13 protein-coding genes are annotated in these 17,251 nt (G+C 66.5%); 4 read left to right on the forward strand and 9 right to left on the reverse strand.

Annotated features, from left to right (window positions below):
* The first annotated feature begins 145 nt into the window (after positions 1 to 145).
* Together ACFZCE_RS18960 and ACFZCE_RS18965 are read left to right on the forward strand one after the other, a co-directional pair.
* Positions 146 to 3,064, forward strand: coding sequence for a chemotaxis protein CheB (locus tag ACFZCE_RS18960; RefSeq protein WP_390941797.1), 2,919 nt, complete (start codon positions 146 to 148; stop codon positions 3,062 to 3,064).
* Positions 3,018 to 5,261 (forward strand): EAL domain-containing protein, encoded by a 2,244-nt coding sequence (locus tag ACFZCE_RS18965; RefSeq protein WP_390941799.1) that lies wholly within the window; start codon positions 3,018 to 3,020, stop codon positions 5,259 to 5,261. The genes ACFZCE_RS18960 and ACFZCE_RS18965 overlap by 47 nt, the downstream gene beginning before the upstream one ends.
* Here the strand turns inward: ACFZCE_RS18965 and ACFZCE_RS18970 are convergent, their stop codons facing one another.
* Entirely contained in the window at positions 5,262 to 5,558 is a 297-nt protein-coding gene (locus ACFZCE_RS18970) for a DUF6388 family protein (RefSeq protein ID WP_390941861.1), read from the reverse strand.
* Between the two features lie 107 nt (positions 5,559 to 5,665).
* Between ACFZCE_RS18970 and ACFZCE_RS18975 the strand changes: the two genes are divergently transcribed.
* Entirely contained in the window at positions 5,666 to 6,220 is a 555-nt protein-coding gene (locus ACFZCE_RS18975; RefSeq protein WP_390941801.1) for an SPOR domain-containing protein, read from the forward strand.
* Positions 6,221 to 6,268: 48 nt separating this feature from the next.
* Here the strand turns inward: ACFZCE_RS18975 and ACFZCE_RS18980 are convergent, their stop codons facing one another.
* The 8 genes from ACFZCE_RS18980 to ACFZCE_RS19015 all read right to left on the reverse strand — a co-directional run bounded on the left by ACFZCE_RS18980 (position 6,269) and on the right by ACFZCE_RS19015 (position 15,092).
* Positions 6,269 to 7,429, reverse strand: a complete 1,161-nt coding sequence (locus ACFZCE_RS18980) for an enolase C-terminal domain-like protein (RefSeq protein WP_390941803.1) — start codon at positions 7,427 to 7,429, stop codon at positions 6,269 to 6,271.
* Between the two features lie 22 nt (positions 7,430 to 7,451).
* Positions 7,452 to 8,813 carry a D-galactonate transporter gene (locus ACFZCE_RS18985; RefSeq protein ID WP_390941805.1) on the reverse strand — a complete coding sequence of 454 codons (1,362 nt, stop codon included), beginning with the start codon at positions 8,811 to 8,813 and terminating at the stop codon, positions 7,452 to 7,454.
* Positions 8,814 to 9,011: 198 nt separating this feature from the next.
* On the reverse strand, positions 9,012 to 9,779 hold the full coding sequence (locus ACFZCE_RS18990; RefSeq protein ID WP_390941806.1) for an SDR family oxidoreductase: 768 nt from the start codon (positions 9,777 to 9,779) through the stop codon (positions 9,012 to 9,014).
* Between the two features lie 110 nt (positions 9,780 to 9,889).
* Positions 9,890 to 10,714, reverse strand: a complete 825-nt coding sequence (efeO, locus tag ACFZCE_RS18995) for an iron uptake system protein EfeO (protein WP_390941808.1) — start codon at positions 10,712 to 10,714, stop codon at positions 9,890 to 9,892.
* Positions 10,715 to 10,743: 29 nt separating this feature from the next.
* A complete protein-coding gene (efeB, locus tag ACFZCE_RS19000; protein ID WP_390941810.1) occupies positions 10,744 to 12,060 on the reverse strand; it encodes an iron uptake transporter deferrochelatase/peroxidase subunit in 1,317 nt (438 codons plus the stop codon).
* Between the two features lie 18 nt (positions 12,061 to 12,078).
* Positions 12,079 to 13,269 (reverse strand): iron uptake system protein EfeO, encoded by a 1,191-nt coding sequence (gene efeO / locus ACFZCE_RS19005; RefSeq protein ID WP_390941812.1) that lies wholly within the window; start codon positions 13,267 to 13,269, stop codon positions 12,079 to 12,081.
* Positions 13,270 to 13,277: 8 nt separating this feature from the next.
* Positions 13,278 to 14,120 (reverse strand): iron uptake transporter permease EfeU, encoded by an 843-nt coding sequence (gene efeU / locus ACFZCE_RS19010; protein ID WP_390941815.1) that lies wholly within the window; start codon positions 14,118 to 14,120, stop codon positions 13,278 to 13,280.
* A gap of 99 nt (positions 14,121 to 14,219) precedes the next feature.
* Complete coding sequence (locus ACFZCE_RS19015) at positions 14,220 to 15,092, reverse strand: SIS domain-containing protein (RefSeq protein ID WP_390941817.1); 873 nt, start codon at positions 15,090 to 15,092, stop codon at positions 14,220 to 14,222.
* 213 nt (positions 15,093 to 15,305) lie between these two features.
* Between ACFZCE_RS19015 and iolC the strand changes: the two genes are divergently transcribed.
* On the forward strand, positions 15,306 to 17,249 hold the full coding sequence (iolC, locus tag ACFZCE_RS19020; protein ID WP_390941819.1) for a 5-dehydro-2-deoxygluconokinase: 1,944 nt from the start codon (positions 15,306 to 15,308) through the stop codon (positions 17,247 to 17,249).
* Positions 17,250 to 17,251: the final 2 nt, after the last annotated feature.

The raw sequence follows: 17,251 nt of genomic DNA on the forward strand, positions 1-17,251 counted from the left end.
CTTCTCGCTGTGGGCTTGAACATTAGGCGCCGCCGGCACCGCCAAGGTTGCCGGGGCTGGACGAACGGCGCCGCCGCCCGGGCGGTATCTACCTGGGCGGCGAGCAGGCATACTGGGCCGTTCACCTACACGGAAGGCCTGCCCTGTGACTGCCAGCACCCCCTCACGCCCGAACACCCCCGCCAGCCCCGTGCCGGTGGTCGGCATCGGTGCCTCCGCCGGGGGGTTGAAGGCCCTGGAACAGTTGCTCGGCGCTTTGCCGGCGCACACTGGCCTGGCCTTTGTGGTGGTGCAGCATTTGTCGCCTAGCCACACCAGCCTGCTCGCGGAAATCCTCGGCCGTTGCACGCCGATGCCGGTGCTGGAGGTGGAGCACGGCCTCACGCTGGCGCCTAACCAGGTGTATGTCACAGTGCCCGGGCACGACCTGCTGCTGCGTGGCAACCGGTTGGAATTGGCGCCCGGCAGCCACACGCCGATCGACGCGTTCTTCGCCTCGCTGGCCAGTGAACGCGCGGCCAGCGCGATGGGCGTGGTGCTCTCGGGCAGTGGCGCCGACGGCACCCTGGGCTGCCAGGCCATTGCCCAGGCCGGCGGTTTTACCCTGGCCCAGGCGCCGGAAGAAGCCGAGTACAGCAGCATGCCCCACAGCGTGATCGAGGCCGGCCATGCCACCGCCATTTGCCGGCTGAACGAGATGCCCGAGGCGCTGGTGGCTGCCACCACCCAGGCGGCGCCGGTCAGCGCCGACACCTTCGACGCGATCCTGCAGATCCTCCACGACGCCACCGGCCACGACTTCAACTATTACAAAAAAAGCACCATCGCCCGCCGCATCGAGCGGCGCATGGTGATGCAGCGTATGGTCGAGCAGGGTGAATACGTGCAGTACCTGCGCGACCACCCGGCCGAGGTGCCGGAGCTGTTCAACGAGCTGTTGATCAACGTGACCGGGTTCTTCCGCGACCCCGATGCCTTCGAGGCGCTAAAGAACCACGTGCTGCGCCCACTGCTCGAAGACAAACCCCGCGGCTATGTATTCCGTGCCTGGGTCACCGGCTGCGCCAGTGGCGAAGAGGCCTATTCGCTGGCGATCGTACTGCTCGAGCTGCGCAGCGAGCTGCAAGGCGCCTTCGACATCCAACTCTACGCCACCGACCTCGACGCCGAGGCGATCCGCACCGCCCGTGCCGGGATGTACCCGTTGAGCGCCGAGGCGCAGATCCCGCCGCGGCGGCTGAAAACCTGGTTCACCCGTGAAGAGCAGGGCTACCGGGTGCGCAGCCAATTGCGCAAGCTGGTGGTGTTCGCCGTGCACAACGTGGTGGCCGACCCACCCTTCACCCGGCTAGACCTGCTGTGCTGCCGCAACCTGCTGATCTACCTCGGCCCACGCTTGCAGCAGCGCCTGATCCCGGTGTTCCACTACGCGCTCAAGCCCCAGGGCGCGTTGTTCCTGTCGCCGTCCGAAAGCGTCGGCCATCACGGCGCGCTGTTCACCCCGCTAGACCGCCGCTGGAAACTCTACGCCGCGGTAAAGGCCGCCCGGCCCGCCGCGCCCACTGCCGAAAGCGCCCGCGGCTGGGCGCCGGAGCGCCTCAATCGGGCCCCGGAGGCACCGTTGAAAATGGCCCGCACCGCCAGCCTCGAAGACCTCACCCGGCGCATGCTGCTGCAGGACTTCGTGCCCACCTCGGTGGCCACCGACCTGCGCGGCAACATCCTCTACGTGCACGGCGACACCGGCGATTACCTGCGCCCGGCACCGGGGCAGGCCACTCTCAACGTGATCGACATGGCCCGCGACGGCCTGCAGGCCGACCTGCGCGCGGCCTTGCACACCGCCGCCAGCGGCAGTGGCGCCGAGGTGATCCGCCGCGAGGTGCAACTGCCCGGGCCGCCGCCTCGTGGCCTGAGCCTGAGCGTGCGGCCGCTGGCAGGCAGCGGCGACGATGAGGCGATCATGCTGGTGTGCTTCGAACCGTTGCTCGCCGCGGACGCGGCCCAGCCCAGCCCGGGGGCGGCGCCGGTGGATGCTGGCCAGGTCGCGGCACTCGAGCGCGCCCTGGCCCACACCCGGGAGAACCTCCAGGCCTCGATCGACGAGCTGCAGATGTCGAACGAAGAATTCTGCTCGACCAACGAAGAGTTGCAGTCGGCCAACGAAGAACTGCAATCGACCAACGAAGAGCTGGAAACCTCCCGCGAAGAGCTGCAATCGGTGAACGAAGAGCTGATCACCGTCAATGCCGAGCTGCAAGCGAAGGTCGAGCAACTGTTCAACATGCAGAACGACATGAAGAACCTCCTCGACAGCATCAATATCGGGGCTATATTTCTTGATACGCATTTGTGTATCCGGCGCTTTACCCGCGAAGCGGTCAGCATCTACCGGCTGATCAACACAGACATCGGGCGCGCGCTGGGTGACATCACCTCCCACCTGGCCGATACCGACCTGATGGTGCCCGCCCAAGCCGTGCTGGATACCCTGATCCCCTTTGAATGTGAGGTGAGCACTGGCAATGGCCAATGGTTCATGGCGCGCATCATGCCCTACCGCACGCTGGATAACGTCATCGAGGGCGTGGTGCTGACCTTCCACGACATCACCAGCCGGGTGCAAACCGAACGTTCCGTACAGGCCTCGCGGGCACTTGCCGAGGCGGTGGTGAATACCGTTCGTGAGCCGTTGCTGGTGCTCGACCATAACCTGGTCGTGGTGTCCGCCAGCCAATCCTACTGCGATGTGTTTCGAACCACCCTGGGGCGTACCGTGGCGCGGCCGCTGTTCGAACTAGGCGGCGGTGAATGGAACCTCGAACCGTTGAAGGCACGCCTGGCCACCATCGTATGCAAAGACACCAGCTTCACCGATTTTTCCGTCACGCTGAATTTCCCTGAAACCGGGCGCCTGGACATTCGCCTCGATGCCCGGCGGGTGGAGGGTGACGATTCGCGGCCACACCTGATCCTGCTGGCCATGCAGATCAACCGGCACTCACGAAGAGGCCATGATGAAGAAGCCCCCGAACACGGAACCGACCCTTCGCCAGCGCGCTGAACAAGCCCTGGCCACCACGGCGGCCCACCTGGAACCCGGGCCGTGGCGGGAATTGCAGGTTTACCAGCTTGAGCTGGAGATGCAAAACGACGAACTGCGCCGCCTGCAAGGCACGCTCGAAAGCTCCCGCGACCTTTACCTGGACCTCTACGAGCGCGCCCCGGTGGGCTACCTCAGCCTGAACGACAGCGGCATGATCGATGCCGTCAACCTGCGCGCCGAGCAACTGTTGCGGGTGCCGCGCGAGCAACTGCTGGGGCGGCGCTTCGACCGCTGGGTGCAGCCCGCCGACCGTGACGGCTGGGCCGGCCTGTTCACCCGTGCCTGCCGCGACCTGCTGCCCCACGAGGCCGACCTCGGCCTGCTGCGCGGCGACGGCGAGCCGCTGGCCGCGCACCTCGATTGCCTGCGCCAGCCCGATGGCCCGCGGCTACTGCGCCTGACCCTCACCGATATCAGCGCCCGGCGCCGCGCCGAGGCCAAGCTGAGCCTGGCGGCGAGCGTGTTCACCCATGCCCATGAAGGCATCATGATCACCGACGCCCACGCCGACATTCTCGACGTCAACCAGGCGTTCTGCACCCTCACCGGTTACGCGCGCAGCGAAATCGTCGGGCGCAACCCGCGCATGCTCGCCTCGGGCCTGACCAGCAGCAGCTTTTACCGCGACATGTGGCGCAGCCTCACCGACGGTGGCTTCTGGAAGGGCGAGCTGTGGAACCGCCGGCGCAACGGCGAGTTGTTCGTCGCCGGGCAGACCATCACCGCGATCCTCGACAGCCACGGCCGGGTGCAGCAGTACGTGTCGCTGTTCACCGACGTGACCGAGCTGCGCGAGCACCAAACCCGCTTGGAAACCATCGCCCACTACGACGTGCTGACCCAACTGCCCAACCGGGTGCTGCTCGCCGATTGCATGCAGCAGGCACTGGCCGCGGCCCAGGCCAACGGGCTGACGTTGGCGGTGGTGTACCTCGACCTCGACGGCTTCAAGGACGTCAACGACGGCTACGGCCACGCCACCGGCGACCGCGTGCTCAGCGCCGTGGCCCAGCGCATGAAGCACACCCTGCGCGACGGCTGCACGCTGTCGCGGCTGGGCGGCGACGAGTTCGTGATCCTGATCACCGACCTCGAGCAAAGCCACGACACCACACCGATGCTCGACCGGGTGCTGGCCGCCGCCGCCGAGCCCTTGCAGGTCGATGGCCTGCAGGTGAGCCTCAGCGCCAGCCTGGGGGTGACCTTCTACCCCCAGGGCCACGACATCAGCCCCGACCAACTGCTGCGCCAGGCCGACCAAGCGATGTACCAGGCCAAGCTCGCCGGGAAGAACCGCTATTGCTTTTTCGACCCCCAGCACGAGCTCGACCAGCGCCGCTACAACGCCCGCCTGGAGCGCATCCAGCAGGCGCTGGCGGAGAATGAATTCGTGCTGTACTACCAGCCCAAGGTGAACATGCGCAGCGGCGAGGTACTGGGCGTGGAGGCGCTGATCCGCTGGCTGCACCCCTTCGAGGGCTTGATCGAGCCCGAAGCGTTCCTGCCGTCGATCGACAACAGCCGGCTGTCGCAGCAGATCGGTGACTGGGTGATCCGCCAGGCCTTGAGCCAGGCCAGCGCCTGGGCGGCGCGCGGGTTCTGCCTACCGGTGAGCGTGAACGTCGGCGCCTGGCAGCTGCAACAGCCGGACTTCGTCGAACGCCTGCGCCTGCACCTCGAAGCCTGGCCGCAGGTCGCGCCGGGCACGCTGATGATCGAGATCCTCGAAACCAGCGCCCTGAAAGACCTCGATTATGTGTCTGAGACCATCAGCGCCTGCCAGGCCTTGGGGGTGAGTTTCGCGCTGGATGACTTCGGCACCGGCTACAGCTCGCTGACCTACCTCAAGCGCCTGCCGGTGACCCAGTTGAAGATCGACCAGACCTTCGTGCAGGGCATGCTCGAAAACCCCGACGACGTGTCGATCCTGATCGCCATCTGCGGCTTGGCCAAGGCCTTCAAGCGTGAGCTGATCGCCGAGGGGGTCGATTCCATCGGCCTTGGCGCGCGCCTGCTGGAGCTGGGCTGCGAGCTCGGCCAGGGCTTCTGCATCGCCCGGCCGATGCCGGCCGAGGCGGTGCCGGAATGGGCCGCGAACTGGCGGCCGGTACCGGGCTGGCAGCAGGTGGCGCCGCTGCTGTTTCGGGTGTTGTAACTACTCGGTGATGCCGTTGAACTGGCAGTATTCTTCCCACTCCATGCCCAGCGCTTCGGCCACTTCGCGGTGGGTTTCCAGGCGCATGGCGTGCAGTTGCTCAGGGGTTTCGGCGATCAGCTCGAGGGCGTATTCCCAGGGTTGCAGGCCGCGCTCGCTGGCGGTGTCTTCGAAGGCCCATTCAATTTGCTGGCGCTGTTCGTGGGCGCTGAGGGCGGCGATTTCCTCGGCCAGTTGCGGCTGTTGCGCGAGGTAGGCGTTCAGGGCGGCCTGGTGGCGGTGTTCTTTGGCGATCATGGCGGTGGGCTCGGTGGCGAACAAACAGGGCGCCATGATGCCACATCCACCGGCGCGGGCAGGGTGCTAGAATCGCCGGCTCAAGCGAATACCCCCAAGGAGTTCCCGTGCGCAAGTTGATGGTGATCGCCGCCGCCGCCCTGGCATTGGCCGGCTGTGGCAGCGATGTTGAAGAAGCCCACAAAGCGGTGGCGGCGCAACTGCAGAACCCGGCCGCGGCCCGCTTCACCACCCCCCGCACCCTGGCCCACGGCAATGTGTGCGGGCAGGTGCGCGAGAAAGGCGGCAACGGCCAGTACGGCCCTTACCGCAGCTTTGCCGCGATCAAGGCCGAAGACGGTTACCACGCGATCATCGACACCGACGGCAACAACCCGGCGGTGCGCACTATCTGCGGCGCGCCCGAGGCGCAAAGCGTGGCGGTGGACAACGGCAACGGCTGGGAGGTGCGCATTGCCCCCAACGCCATGGGCGCGCTCACCGACATGACCGCGCGGCTGGTCGAGCATGGCTTCATGGCCAACGTGGCCAGCCGCGACGGCAAGACCGAGGTGTACCTGGGGCCATTCCCCACCCAGGCCGAAGCCGAGCAGAAAAAGGCCGAGCTGATGGCCTCGCAGGGGATCGAGGCGGATGTTGTGCCGCACCCTGCGGGGGGCTGATCCGGCGGCCCTTCGCCCGGCGTAGCGAGGGTGCCGGGCGAGGGGGTCTCAGGCGCGCTGGCCGAACGTCTGCTCGGCGGCGGTCCAGCCCGGCACCCGCTCGCTCAGGCTCAAGCCCAGGCCTGGGCGGGTCGGCACCAGCATGCGCCCGTCGCGGGTTTCCAGGCGTTCGTTGAACAGCGGCTCGAGCCATTCGAAGTGCTCCACCCACGGCTCGCTGGGGTAGGCCGCCGCCAGGTGCACGTGCAGCTCCATGGCAAAGTGCGGGGCGAGCATCATCCCGGCCTGTTCGGCCAGCGCCGCCACCTTCAGGAACGGCGTGATGCCGCCCACCCGCGGGCCGTCGGGCATCAGGTAGTCGGCCCCGCGCAGGCGGATGAACTCCTGGTGCTCGGCCACGCTGGTGAGCATCTCGCCGGTGGCGATCGGCGTGTCGAACTGCGCCGCCAGCGCCGCGTGGCCTTCGGCGTCGTAGCAGTCCAGCGGTTCCTCGATCCACACCAGGTTGTGCTCTTCGAAGCGCCGGCACATGCGCTGGGCGGTGGGGCGGTCCCATTGCTGGTTGGCGTCGACCATCAGCGGGAAGGCCTCGCCCAGGTGGCGGCGCACGGTGCTGACGCGCTCCAGGTCAACCGCGCAGTCCGGCTGGCCGACCTTCAGCTTGATCCCGCCGATGCCTTTTTCCCGGGACAGGTCGGTGTTCTTCAGCAGTTGCTCCAGCGGTGTGTGCAAAAAGCCGCCGGAGGTGTTGTAGCAGCGCACCGAATCGCGCTGGGCGCCGAGCAGGCGTGCCAGTGACAGGTTGGCGCGCTTGGCTTTGAGGTCCCACAGGGCCACGTCGAAGGCGCCGATGGCCTGGGTGGCCAGGCCGCTGCGGCCCACCGAGGCGCCGGCCCAGCACAGTTTGGTCCACAGCTTGGCGATGTCGCTGGGGTTCTCGCCGAGCAGCGCCGGGGCGATTTCACAGGCGTGGGCGAACTGCCCGGGGCCGCCGGCGCGCTTGGAGTAGCTCAGGCCCAGGCCACGGTGGCCGTCGCGGGTTTCGATCTCGGCGAACAGAATGGCGATCTCGGTCATCGGCTTTTGCCGGCCGGTGAGCACCTTGGCGTCGCTGATCGGGTTGGCCAGAGGCAGGTACACCGAGGCCAGGCGCACCCAGCTGATGCGGTCTTCGTCGCCGGAGGTGGCGGGGGTGAGAGGGGCGTTCATGGTCAGGCTCCTTGAGCGGGTATCAATGGGAAACTTCGTGGCCGGCAGCAGCGGGCTGCTCGCGCGGCGTGGCGGAGGGGGCGTCGTCCAGCTCCAGGCGCTTGAGCGGGCCGACGATGAACAGGTAGGCAAAGGCGCCGAGCAGGCCCATGGCGGCCACGTACATCAGCGCCGCGTCGAACGAGCCAAGCTGGTTGATCATCACGCCGATGGCGATGGGGGTGACGATGCTCGCCAGGTTGCCGCAGAAATTGAACATCGCCCCGCTCACGCCCATGGCGCGCTTGGGCGACACGTCACCGACGATGCACCAGCCCAGGTTGCCCACGCCCTTGGCGAAGAACGCCAGCGACATCACCGCGGTGACCACCACGATCGACTGGGTGTAGTTGGCTACCACGATGCTGCTCGACAGCAGCAGGCCGGTGATGATCGGCAGCTTGCGCGCCAGGGTCAGGCTGTGGCCGCGGCGCAGCAGCCAGTCTGACCACAGCCCGCCGATCACCCCGCCAAGGCAGCCCGCCACCGGCGGGATCGCCGCCACCAGGCCGACCTTGAGCATGCTCATGCCCTTGGCTTCGATCAGGTAGGTGGGGAACCAGGTGAGGAAGAACCAGGTGATGGAGGTCAGGCAGAACTGCCCCAGGTACACCCCGAGCATCATCCGGTTGGCGCCGATTGCCTTGACCCGGCCCCAACTGAACGGAATGGGCGCATCGCCCAGGTTCGGCAGGCCGCCGCCGGCTTCGATGTGGTCGATCTCGGCCTGGTTGACCCGGTGGTCCTTGCGCGGCTCGCGCACCAGGCGGAACCACACCAGGCCCAACACCACGCCGGCGGCGCCGGTCCAGAAGAACACGTGCTGCCAGCCGAAGGCGCCGAGCAGCCAGACCATCAGCGGGGTGAACACCGCCAGGGCAAAGTACTGCGCCGCCTGGAACACCGCGGTGGCCAGGCCGCGTTCCTGGCGCGGGAACCACATCACCGTGAGGCGGTTGTTGGCCGGGAACGCCGGGGCCTCGGCCACGCCCATCAAAAAGCGCAGTACGAACAACACCAGGAACGCCGAGCTGAACAGGTCGACGAAACCCTGCAGGAAGGTCAGCGTGGACCACAGCACCAGGCTGGCGCCCAGCACCAGGCGCGAGCCGAAACGGTCGAGCACGATCCCGCCAGGGATCTGCATGCTGGTGTAGGCCCAACCAAAGGCGGAGAAGGCGATGCCCATCAGCACGGCGTCGAAGCCCAGGTCATGGCGCATGGCCGGGGCGGCGATGGCCAGGGTGGCGCGGTCGACATAGTTGAACACGGTGACGGCGAAGATCATCGCCAGGATCAGGTAGCGCACTCGAGTGGGGGCGGCTGCGGCGCCGGGTTGGGCCATGGTGGGGGTTCCTTGTGGGCGGCTTTTTGTTATGAAATGACTGCGCAATCATTTCGCCTTTTTAATTAGGCAGCGCACCGTTGGGTGGCTGCCTGTGGAGATACTATTGCATTGATTGCGCAATCATTCAACTGTTGATAATGGCTTTGTGGCCCTTCGCCCGGCACTCCGGCTGTGCCGGGCGAAGGGCCCTCGAACCTAAGCCAGGTACCCCCCATCCACATTCAACGCCACCCCGGTGGTATAGCTGGCCGCGTCACTGGCCAGGTACAGCACCGCCCCGGCCATCTCATCTGGCTGGGCCACGCGGTTCATCGGGATGCGCGGCAGGATCTGCGCCAGCACCTGTTCGTTCTGGGTCAGTGCGCTGGCGAAGCGGGTGTCGGTCAGCCCTGGCAGCAGGGCGTTGCAGCGGATGCCCAGGGGCGCGCATTCCTTGGCGAAGGCCTGGGTCATGTTGATCACCGCGGCCTTGGTGATCGAGTACACCGCCTGGAACGCCCCAGGGGAGCGGCCATTGATCGACGCCACGTTGATGATGCTGCCGCCGCCGTGCTCGCGCATCAGCCGGCCGGCGGCCACCGACATGAAGAAGTAGCCGCGGATGTTCACCTCGACGGTTTTCTCGAAGGCCTCGGCGGTGGCGTCGAGCACATGGCCGAACTGCGGGTTGGTGGCGGCGTTGTTGACCAGCACGTCGAGGGTGCCGAACTGCTCGCGGACCTGGGCGAAGGTGGCCTCGATCTGCGCCAGGTCGCCGATGTGGCAGGGGATGGCGCTGGCCTGCCAGCCCGCGGCGACGATGTCGTCGGCCACCGCCTGGCAGCCCTCGCGCTTGCGGCTCGAGACGATCACGTGGGCACCCTGTTGGGCGAGCAGGTGGGCGATGGCCTGGCCGATGCCGCGGCTGGCGCCGGACACGAAGGCAACTTTGCCACTGAGGTCGAACGGGGAGGGGGTGTGCATCGGTGGGCTCCTGGAAAGGGGCACCACAGAGGAACGCGGCGCCTGGGAGCGGCGCCGCGGTCACGCGATCCGGCGGTACCCGGTATGGGTATGAGCCGGATCGGGGCCGATCAGTTCAGGCCCAGTTTGCCACGCAGGGTGGACAAGTCTTCAGCCAGGGTGTTGACCGGGCCGGTCAGGCGCTTGCGGTCGGCTTCAGAGACTTTGTCGTAGGTTTCGAAACCGCCGTCCTTGGTCTTGTACTTGGCCAGGATGTCGTCCACGGTTTTGAAGTTCTTGTCAACTTTGGCCTGGAAGGCTTTGTCTTTCTTCTCGATCTGCGGCTTGAACAGGTCGACGATTTTCTTCGCGCCGTCAACGTTGCCCTGGAAGTCATACAGGTCGGTGTGGCTGTAGCGGTCTTCTTCGCCCGAGACTTTGGTCGCGGCCACTTCTTCCATCAGCGCGGCAGCGCCACCGACGACTTTCTCCGGCGGGAAGGTCAGTTCGGCGATCTGCTTCTGCAGGCGCTCGACGTCGGCCTGCAAGCCATCGGCGAAGGTGCCATAGGCCTTGATGTTCTTGCTGTCGGCCCACAGGCCGTATTCGATGCGGTGGAAGCCGGTGAAGTCATCGGCCTTCACGCCTTTCTCGTGGTCGTCTTCGCGGGAGTCGATCGAGGCGTCGAGGTCGCTGAACAGCTCGGCGATCGGCTCGATGGCTTCATAGTGCACGCGGGTGGTGGGGTAGAGCTTCTTGGCGGTGGCCAAGTCGCCTTTTTTCACTGCGTCGGTGAACGCCTTGGTCTCGGTGACCAGTTTGTCGACTTCTTCGGTGACATAGATCTTGTAGTCCGAGATCGGCTGTACCAGGTCCAGCGACGAGGTGTCGGCGGCAAAGCTCGGTACGCTCAGCGCGCCGAGGGTGAACAGCAGAGCCAAAGGCGTCTTTTTCATGCGTGGTTCCCCAGTTGAGTCCTTGAATGTTATGCAGTCTTGGTTTTCTCGGCCGCCGCCAGCAGCGAGCGGCCAATGAAATCGTCCTTGCCGGTGACACCAGGCAGGGTGAAGAAGTAGCCACCCCCGGTGGGCTTGAGGTATTCCTCCAGCGGTTCACCGTTGAGGCGGGTTTGTACGGTCACGAACCCCTTGAGCAGGTCGGCCTGGTAGCAGATGAACAGCAGGCCCATGTCGAGCTGGCCGTTCTTCATCACGCCGTTGGAATAGTTGAACGGCCGCCGCAGGATCAGGTTGGCCTGGCTGTCCGGGGTGCGCGGGTTGGCCAGGCGGATGTGCGAATCCAGCGCGGTGACTTTGCCTTCCGGGTCTTTGCTGTAGTCGGGCACATCGAACTCGTGCTTGCCGTCCATCGGCGCGCCGGTGGCCTTCATGCGGCCGAAGATCGTTTCCTGCTCCTGCAGCGGGGTGCGGTCCCAGCGCTCGACGAAGTTGCGGATCAGCCGCACCGCCTGGTAGCTGCCGTGGGCGGCCCAGGCCGGTTCCTGGCTGCCCGGCTGCACCCAGACGATGCTGTCCATGGCCTTGGCGTCGTTGGAGTCGGGGTTGGCCGAGCCGTCGCGAAACCCGAGGAAGTTGCGCGCGCTCTGCTCCGGCTCGCCGGGCTTGGCCGGGGCCTGGGGCGGCACCGTGCCTTCCTGCTTCCAGCGCACGTAGAGCAGGTCGGGCAGGTTCTTGACGATGTCGCGCAGGGCGTGAATGTTGGTGTCGGGGGTGTTGGAGCAGAACTGCAGGGTCAGGTCGCCGTGGCAGCGGTCTTCTTCCAGCGCGTCGTTGGGGAAGCCGACCATGCGGATCAGGTGCTTGGGCTTCTGCCCGGCCAGGCCGTAGCGCTCGTCGAACAGCGAGGCGCCGACTGACACGGTCACGGTGAGGTTGTCTGGGGTGACGTTCGGCCCGAGGATGCCAGAATCCAGCGGCGGCAGCTTGGGGTCGACGTCTTGCACCAGGCCGCCCTTCATCAGGAAGCGAATGCGTTCGTCGAGGGTGCGGAACAGCCGCTCGAGGTCTTCGTGGTCGTTGGCCAGCACGTCGAAGGCCACCATCATCCCGGCGGCCGGGCGCGCGGTGACCACGCCGGCCTGGTGCAGGCCTTCGTAGGCGTGCTGGTCGGCGGTCTTGTCGCTTTTCGGCGCCTCGGTGACCTTGTGCTCTTCGCTCTGGGTGGCGGCCTGGGCCATGAAGGGGCAGGTCATGCCACTGCCGGCCAGGGCCGCGCCGGCGGCGCCGAGGCCCATCAGCAGGCGGCGGCGGTCGGGGGAGTGGGCTTGGTCTTTATCGCTCATCAGTCTACATCCACGGTATTACAGGGCAGACAGGCCAAGGGCCGGGTCAATGCCGTCGAGTTGGTCGGCCAGGGCCTTGGCGGCCTGGGCGATGCCTTTGCGTTGGTCTTCGCCAACCTGGTCATAAGGCTTGAAGCCATCGCCTTCGCGCAGGGCGTCGAGGCGTTCGGCAAAGGCTTTTTGCGCGCCGTCGATCTTCGGCAGCAGGCCGGCGGCGGATTTTTCCAGCAGCGGGCGCAGCAGGTCGATGACCTTGCGCGCGCCCTCGAGGTTGGCCGCAAAGCCGTTCAGGTCGAGGTGGCTGTAGCGCTCTTCTTCACCGGCGGCGCGGGTGCTGGCCAGGGTGTTGAGGTTGCGCGAGACGATCGTCACCAGTTGCTCCGGCGGGATCGGCTGCGCCAGCAGCTGGGTTTTCAGGCTGGCCACATCGGCTTGCAGGCGCTCGGCGACCGGCGCCAGGCCCTCGGTGCTGTTCTGCTCGAACAGGCCGTATTCCAGGCGGTGGAAGCCGCCGAAGGCTGGGTCTTGCTCGCGGTTTTCGTAGTAGTCGGCGCGGGCTTCGATGGCGTTGTTCAGCTCGGCGAAACGCTGCGCGGCCGGGGCGATGCGCTGGTAGGCGGCGCGGGCCGGGGCATAGGCGGCGCGGGCCTGGGCCAGATCGCCGGCGGCGATGGCTGCGGCCAGGGCGTCGACGTTCTTGATCACTGCGCTGCCTTGCAGGCTCAGGTACACCCGGTACTCCGACAACGGCCCAACGAACGCGGTCATCGACGGTTTGGCCTTGGCGCGGGCGTCGGATTCCGCCGTGGCGGTCACCTTCAGCGTGCCGCGCGGGTTGGACAACAGCCCGCAGGTGATGGCGTAGTCGCCCGGCTCAAGGTTGGCGTTGATCACCTGGCTCAGGCCGGGGGTGATGTTCTCGCGCTCTTCGACCACCAGCACGCCGTCGAGGATTTCCCATTCCACGGCGCGGTCGGAGGCGTTGACGATGCGGAACGCGGTGCGCCCGGCCGGCACGGTGAGCGCGTTGGGCTCACAGCTGCGCGGGTGGATGGTCACGGTGATCTCGTTGCCGGCGTTGGCCTTGCGTTTGTCGCCGGCGACCTTCGAGGCGTAGTAGAACAGGCCACCGGCGGCGACCATGAGGATCACCGAGCCGGCCACCGCCACGCGCAGCAGGCGTGGCGGCTGTTGAGTCGAGTTGGGCATGCGGTCCCTTAGTGCTGGGTAACGGTAGAGGTAGACGGCGCGGGCTTGGCCCGGCCTGGGATGAAGAACAACACCAGCGCGGTAGTGATGTAGATCGCCCAGGCGCCGAGCACGCTGACGGTTGGGGCGTCCTGGTAGCCGAACATGCCGGCCAGTACCGAGCCCAGCGGGCCGTCCATCGGCAGGGTTTCACTGGCGTCGAACACCACGCCCTGCAGCGAATTCCAGATGCCGGCTTCGTGCAGCGAGCGCACCGAGTTGCCGAGGATGCCGGCGGCCACCACGAGGATGAACAGCCCGGTCCAGCGGAAGAACTGCGCCAGGTTCAGCTTCAGGCTGCCTTTGTACAGCGCCAGGCCCACGGCCACCGCGATCACCAGGCCGATCAGTGCGCCGAGCGGGGCGCCGTAGCCTTCGCTCTGCTGGAAGATCGCCAGCAGGAAGAACACGGTTTCCAGCCCTTCGCGGGCCACGGCGAAGAACACCATGGCAATCAGCGCGAGGGTTTGGTTGCGCGAGCCGCCCAGGGCGCTTTCGAGCGAGCCGTGCAGTTCGGTTTTCAGCGAGCGGGCGACCTTGCGCATCCAGATCACCATCGAGCTGAGGATCACCACGGCGGCCAGGCCGATCACGCCCTCGAACAGTTCTTGCTGCTTTTGCGGAAACTCCGCGGCGACCAGCTCCAGCCCGCCACCGACCAGCAAGGCCACGGCGGCGGCGAGGAACACGCCGATCCACACCGCGGGCATCCACTGGCCGCGGCCGGTTTGCTTGAGGTAGCTGGCGATGATGCCAACGATAAGCGCGGCTTCAATCCCTTCGCGCAGCATGATGAGTAAAGGAACGAGCATTTACCGCAGGCCATCCGATAATGAAAGTGCCTAGTTGTAACATAATGAGAACCATTGCTGAATAGTTCTCAGTCGAAATTCATTATCTTTTGCCTTGGGTCAGTCGTCGAAACCCATCTGCTCCTGCATCTCGTCGACCTTCAGTTCCAGCCGGTACGCCACCGCGATGAACAGCGCCTGGCACAGGCACAGCGTGGCCGCCAGCGAACGGAAGGCGAACGAGGCGCCCTCATTGACCAGCAGCACCGCGCTGGCGCGCTTGGCCACCGGCGACAGCGGGCTGTCGGTGATCACCAGGCTGTGGGCCTGCTGGTGCTGGGCGATGCGCAGGCACTGCTGGGTTTCCTTGCCATAGGGGCTGAAGCTGATCGCAATCACCAGGTCATTGGCGCGCACGCTGCGCATCTGCTCGCGGTAACCCCCGCCCAGGCCGTGGATCAGGTGGATGCGCTTGGTGGTGTGCTGCAGGTTGTAGACCAGGTAGTCGGCGACCGCGAACGAGCGGCGTACGCCGACCACATAGATGTTCTCGGCCTCGACCAGCAGGTCAACGGCCTGGGTGAAGGCGGCGTCATCCAGCTCCAGGCCGAGCCGCTCGATGCCCGAGCGGGTGGCCTCGATGCAGTCGCGGGCGAGCACCGCCGGGCTGGCGCCGCCGTGCTGCTCGGCGATCAGGTTACGGATGCGCTGCTGGTAGTTTTGCACCGGCGTGGCCTTGTGCGTGTAGGCCTCGCGGAACAGCGCCTGCATCTGGCTGAAGCCGCTGAAGCCCAGGCGCTGGCAGAAGCGCACGATGGCCGAGGGGTGCACCTCGCACTCGCGGGCGATGTCGCTGATGCGCTCGACCATGATCCGTTCGCTTTGTTGGGTCAGGTAGGTGGCGATGCGCTTGAGCTGGCGCGGCAGGGCGTCGTAGTCGGCCTGGATGCGCTGCAGCAGTTCGTCGGCGCTGGCCGGGGTAGGGTTGAGCATGGAGCGAATCCTTGTTCTCGGGTTTGGCACTGCGCGCGGGGCCTCAGGGCCCTGGGCTTGGCCACGTGGCGCGAGTATATCGCGGCAAAAATAGAAATAAAATTCTGTGTAGAAAAAATATGGAATAAAATTTGATTTGGCGAATCTGGCGTTCTAGTCTTCAGGCAGTCACCTGAAACGCCGCAAGGCTTGATAACAATAATAGGAGCCAGCATGGGCCAGTCTCGTTTCGCCAGTGGGCGCCGCCTGGATCTGATCTGCCTCGGGCGCATGGGGGTCGACCTCTATGCCCAGCAGGTCGGCGCGCGCCTGGAAGACGTCAGCAGTTTCGCCAAGTACCTCGGTGGTTCCTCCGCCAACATCGCCTTCGGCACCGCCCGGCTGGGGTTGAAGTCCGCCATGCTGACCCGCGTTGGCGATGACCACATGGGCCGCTTCCTGGTCGAGCAACTGCAGCGTGAAGGCTGCGACACCTCCGGCGTGGCGGTCGACCCCGAGCGCCTCACCGCCTTGGTGCTGCTGGGCATCAAGGACCGCGACACCTTCCCCCTGGTGTTCTACCGGGAAAACTGCGCCGACATGGCATTGCACCCCGACGACGTGAGCGAAGCGCTGATCGCCCAGAGCAAGGCGCTGTTGATCACCGGCACGCATTTTTCCACCGACGGTGTGTTCGCCGCCAGCAACCGCGCCCTGGACTACGCCGAGCGCCATGGCGTGCAACGGGTGCTCGACATCGACTACCGGCCGGTGCTGTGGGGGTTGACCGGCAAGGCCGACGGTGAAACCCGCTTTATCGCCAGCCAGCGGGTCAGCGCCCATGTGCAGCGCATCCTGCCGCGCTTCGAGCTGATCGTTGGCACCGAGGAAGAGTTTCAGATCGCCGGCGGCGATGAAAACCTCATCAGCGCCCTGCGCCGGGTGCGTGAGCTGACCGCCGCCACCCTGGTGGTCAAGCTCGGCGCGCGCGGTTGCACCGTGCTGCACGGGGCCATCCCGGGCAGCCTCGACGGCGCGCCGTTGTATTGCGGCACCCAGGTCGAGGTGCTCAACGTGCTGGGGGCGGGCGATGCGTTCATGTCGGGGTTTCTCAGCGGTTGGCTGCGCGGCGAAGGCGATGCTCGCTGCTGCGCGCTGGCCAATGCCTGCGGGGCGTTGGTGGTGTCGCGGCATGCCTGCGCGCCGGCGATGCCCACCCCGGCCGAGCTGGAGTACCTGCTCGGCGCCGCCGAACCGATCACCCGCCCCGACCTCGACGAGACCTTGCAGCGCCTGCACCGGGTCAGCGTGCCGCGCAAGGCGTGGAAGCCGCTGTTCATCTTCGCCTTCGACCACCGCTGGCAACTGCTCGACGTGGCCCGCCAGGCCGGGCGCGATGAAAGCAGCCTGTACCACCTCAAGCAACTGTTCGTTACCGCCGTGGAGCGGGTAGAGCAGAACCTCGCGGGCGAAGGGGTGCAAGGGGATGTTGGCCTGCTGGCCGACCAGCGCTTCGGCCAGGACGCCCTGAACCGCGCCAGCGGCCGCGGCTGGTGGCTGGCGCGGCCGGTGGAAACCCAGAACTCGCGGCCGCTGGCGTTCGAGCATGGGCCGTCGGTGGCGAGCAACCTGATCACCTGGCCGAGCGAGCAGATCATCAAGTGCCTGGTGCAGTTTCACCCCGACGACGAGCCCCTGCTGCGCCTGGAACAGGAGGCGCAGATCCGCACCCTGTACGATGCCGCGCGGGCCAGCGGCCATGAACTGCTGCTTGAAGTGATCCCGCCCAAGGACCACCCCTCGCCCCACGGCGCCGCGCTGTACCGGGCGATTCAGCGCATCTACAACCTGGGCATCTACCCCGACTGGTGGAAGATCGAGGCCCAGGAGGCCAGCGCCTGGCAGGCGCTCGATGAGCTCATCCAGGCCCGCGACCCGTGGTGCCGGGGCGTGGTGCTGTTGGGCCTGAACGCGCCCTTTGAGGCGCTCGCCGACGGCTTTCGCCAGGCGGCGGGCAGCAAAACCTGCCGCGGCTTCGCGGTGGGCCGCACGATTTTTGGCGAGCCCAGCCGCGCCTGGCTGTTTGGTGAAATCGACGACGAAGGCCTGATCGGCGCGGTAGCTGCGCGCTTCGAGGCCCTGATCACGGCATGGCGCGGCGCCCGTGGCGAGCGCTGAGC

The sequence above is a fragment of the Pseudomonas sp. NPDC007930 genome, assembly GCF_042958985.1.
Classification (GTDB): Bacteria; Pseudomonadota; Gammaproteobacteria; order Pseudomonadales; family Pseudomonadaceae; genus Aquipseudomonas.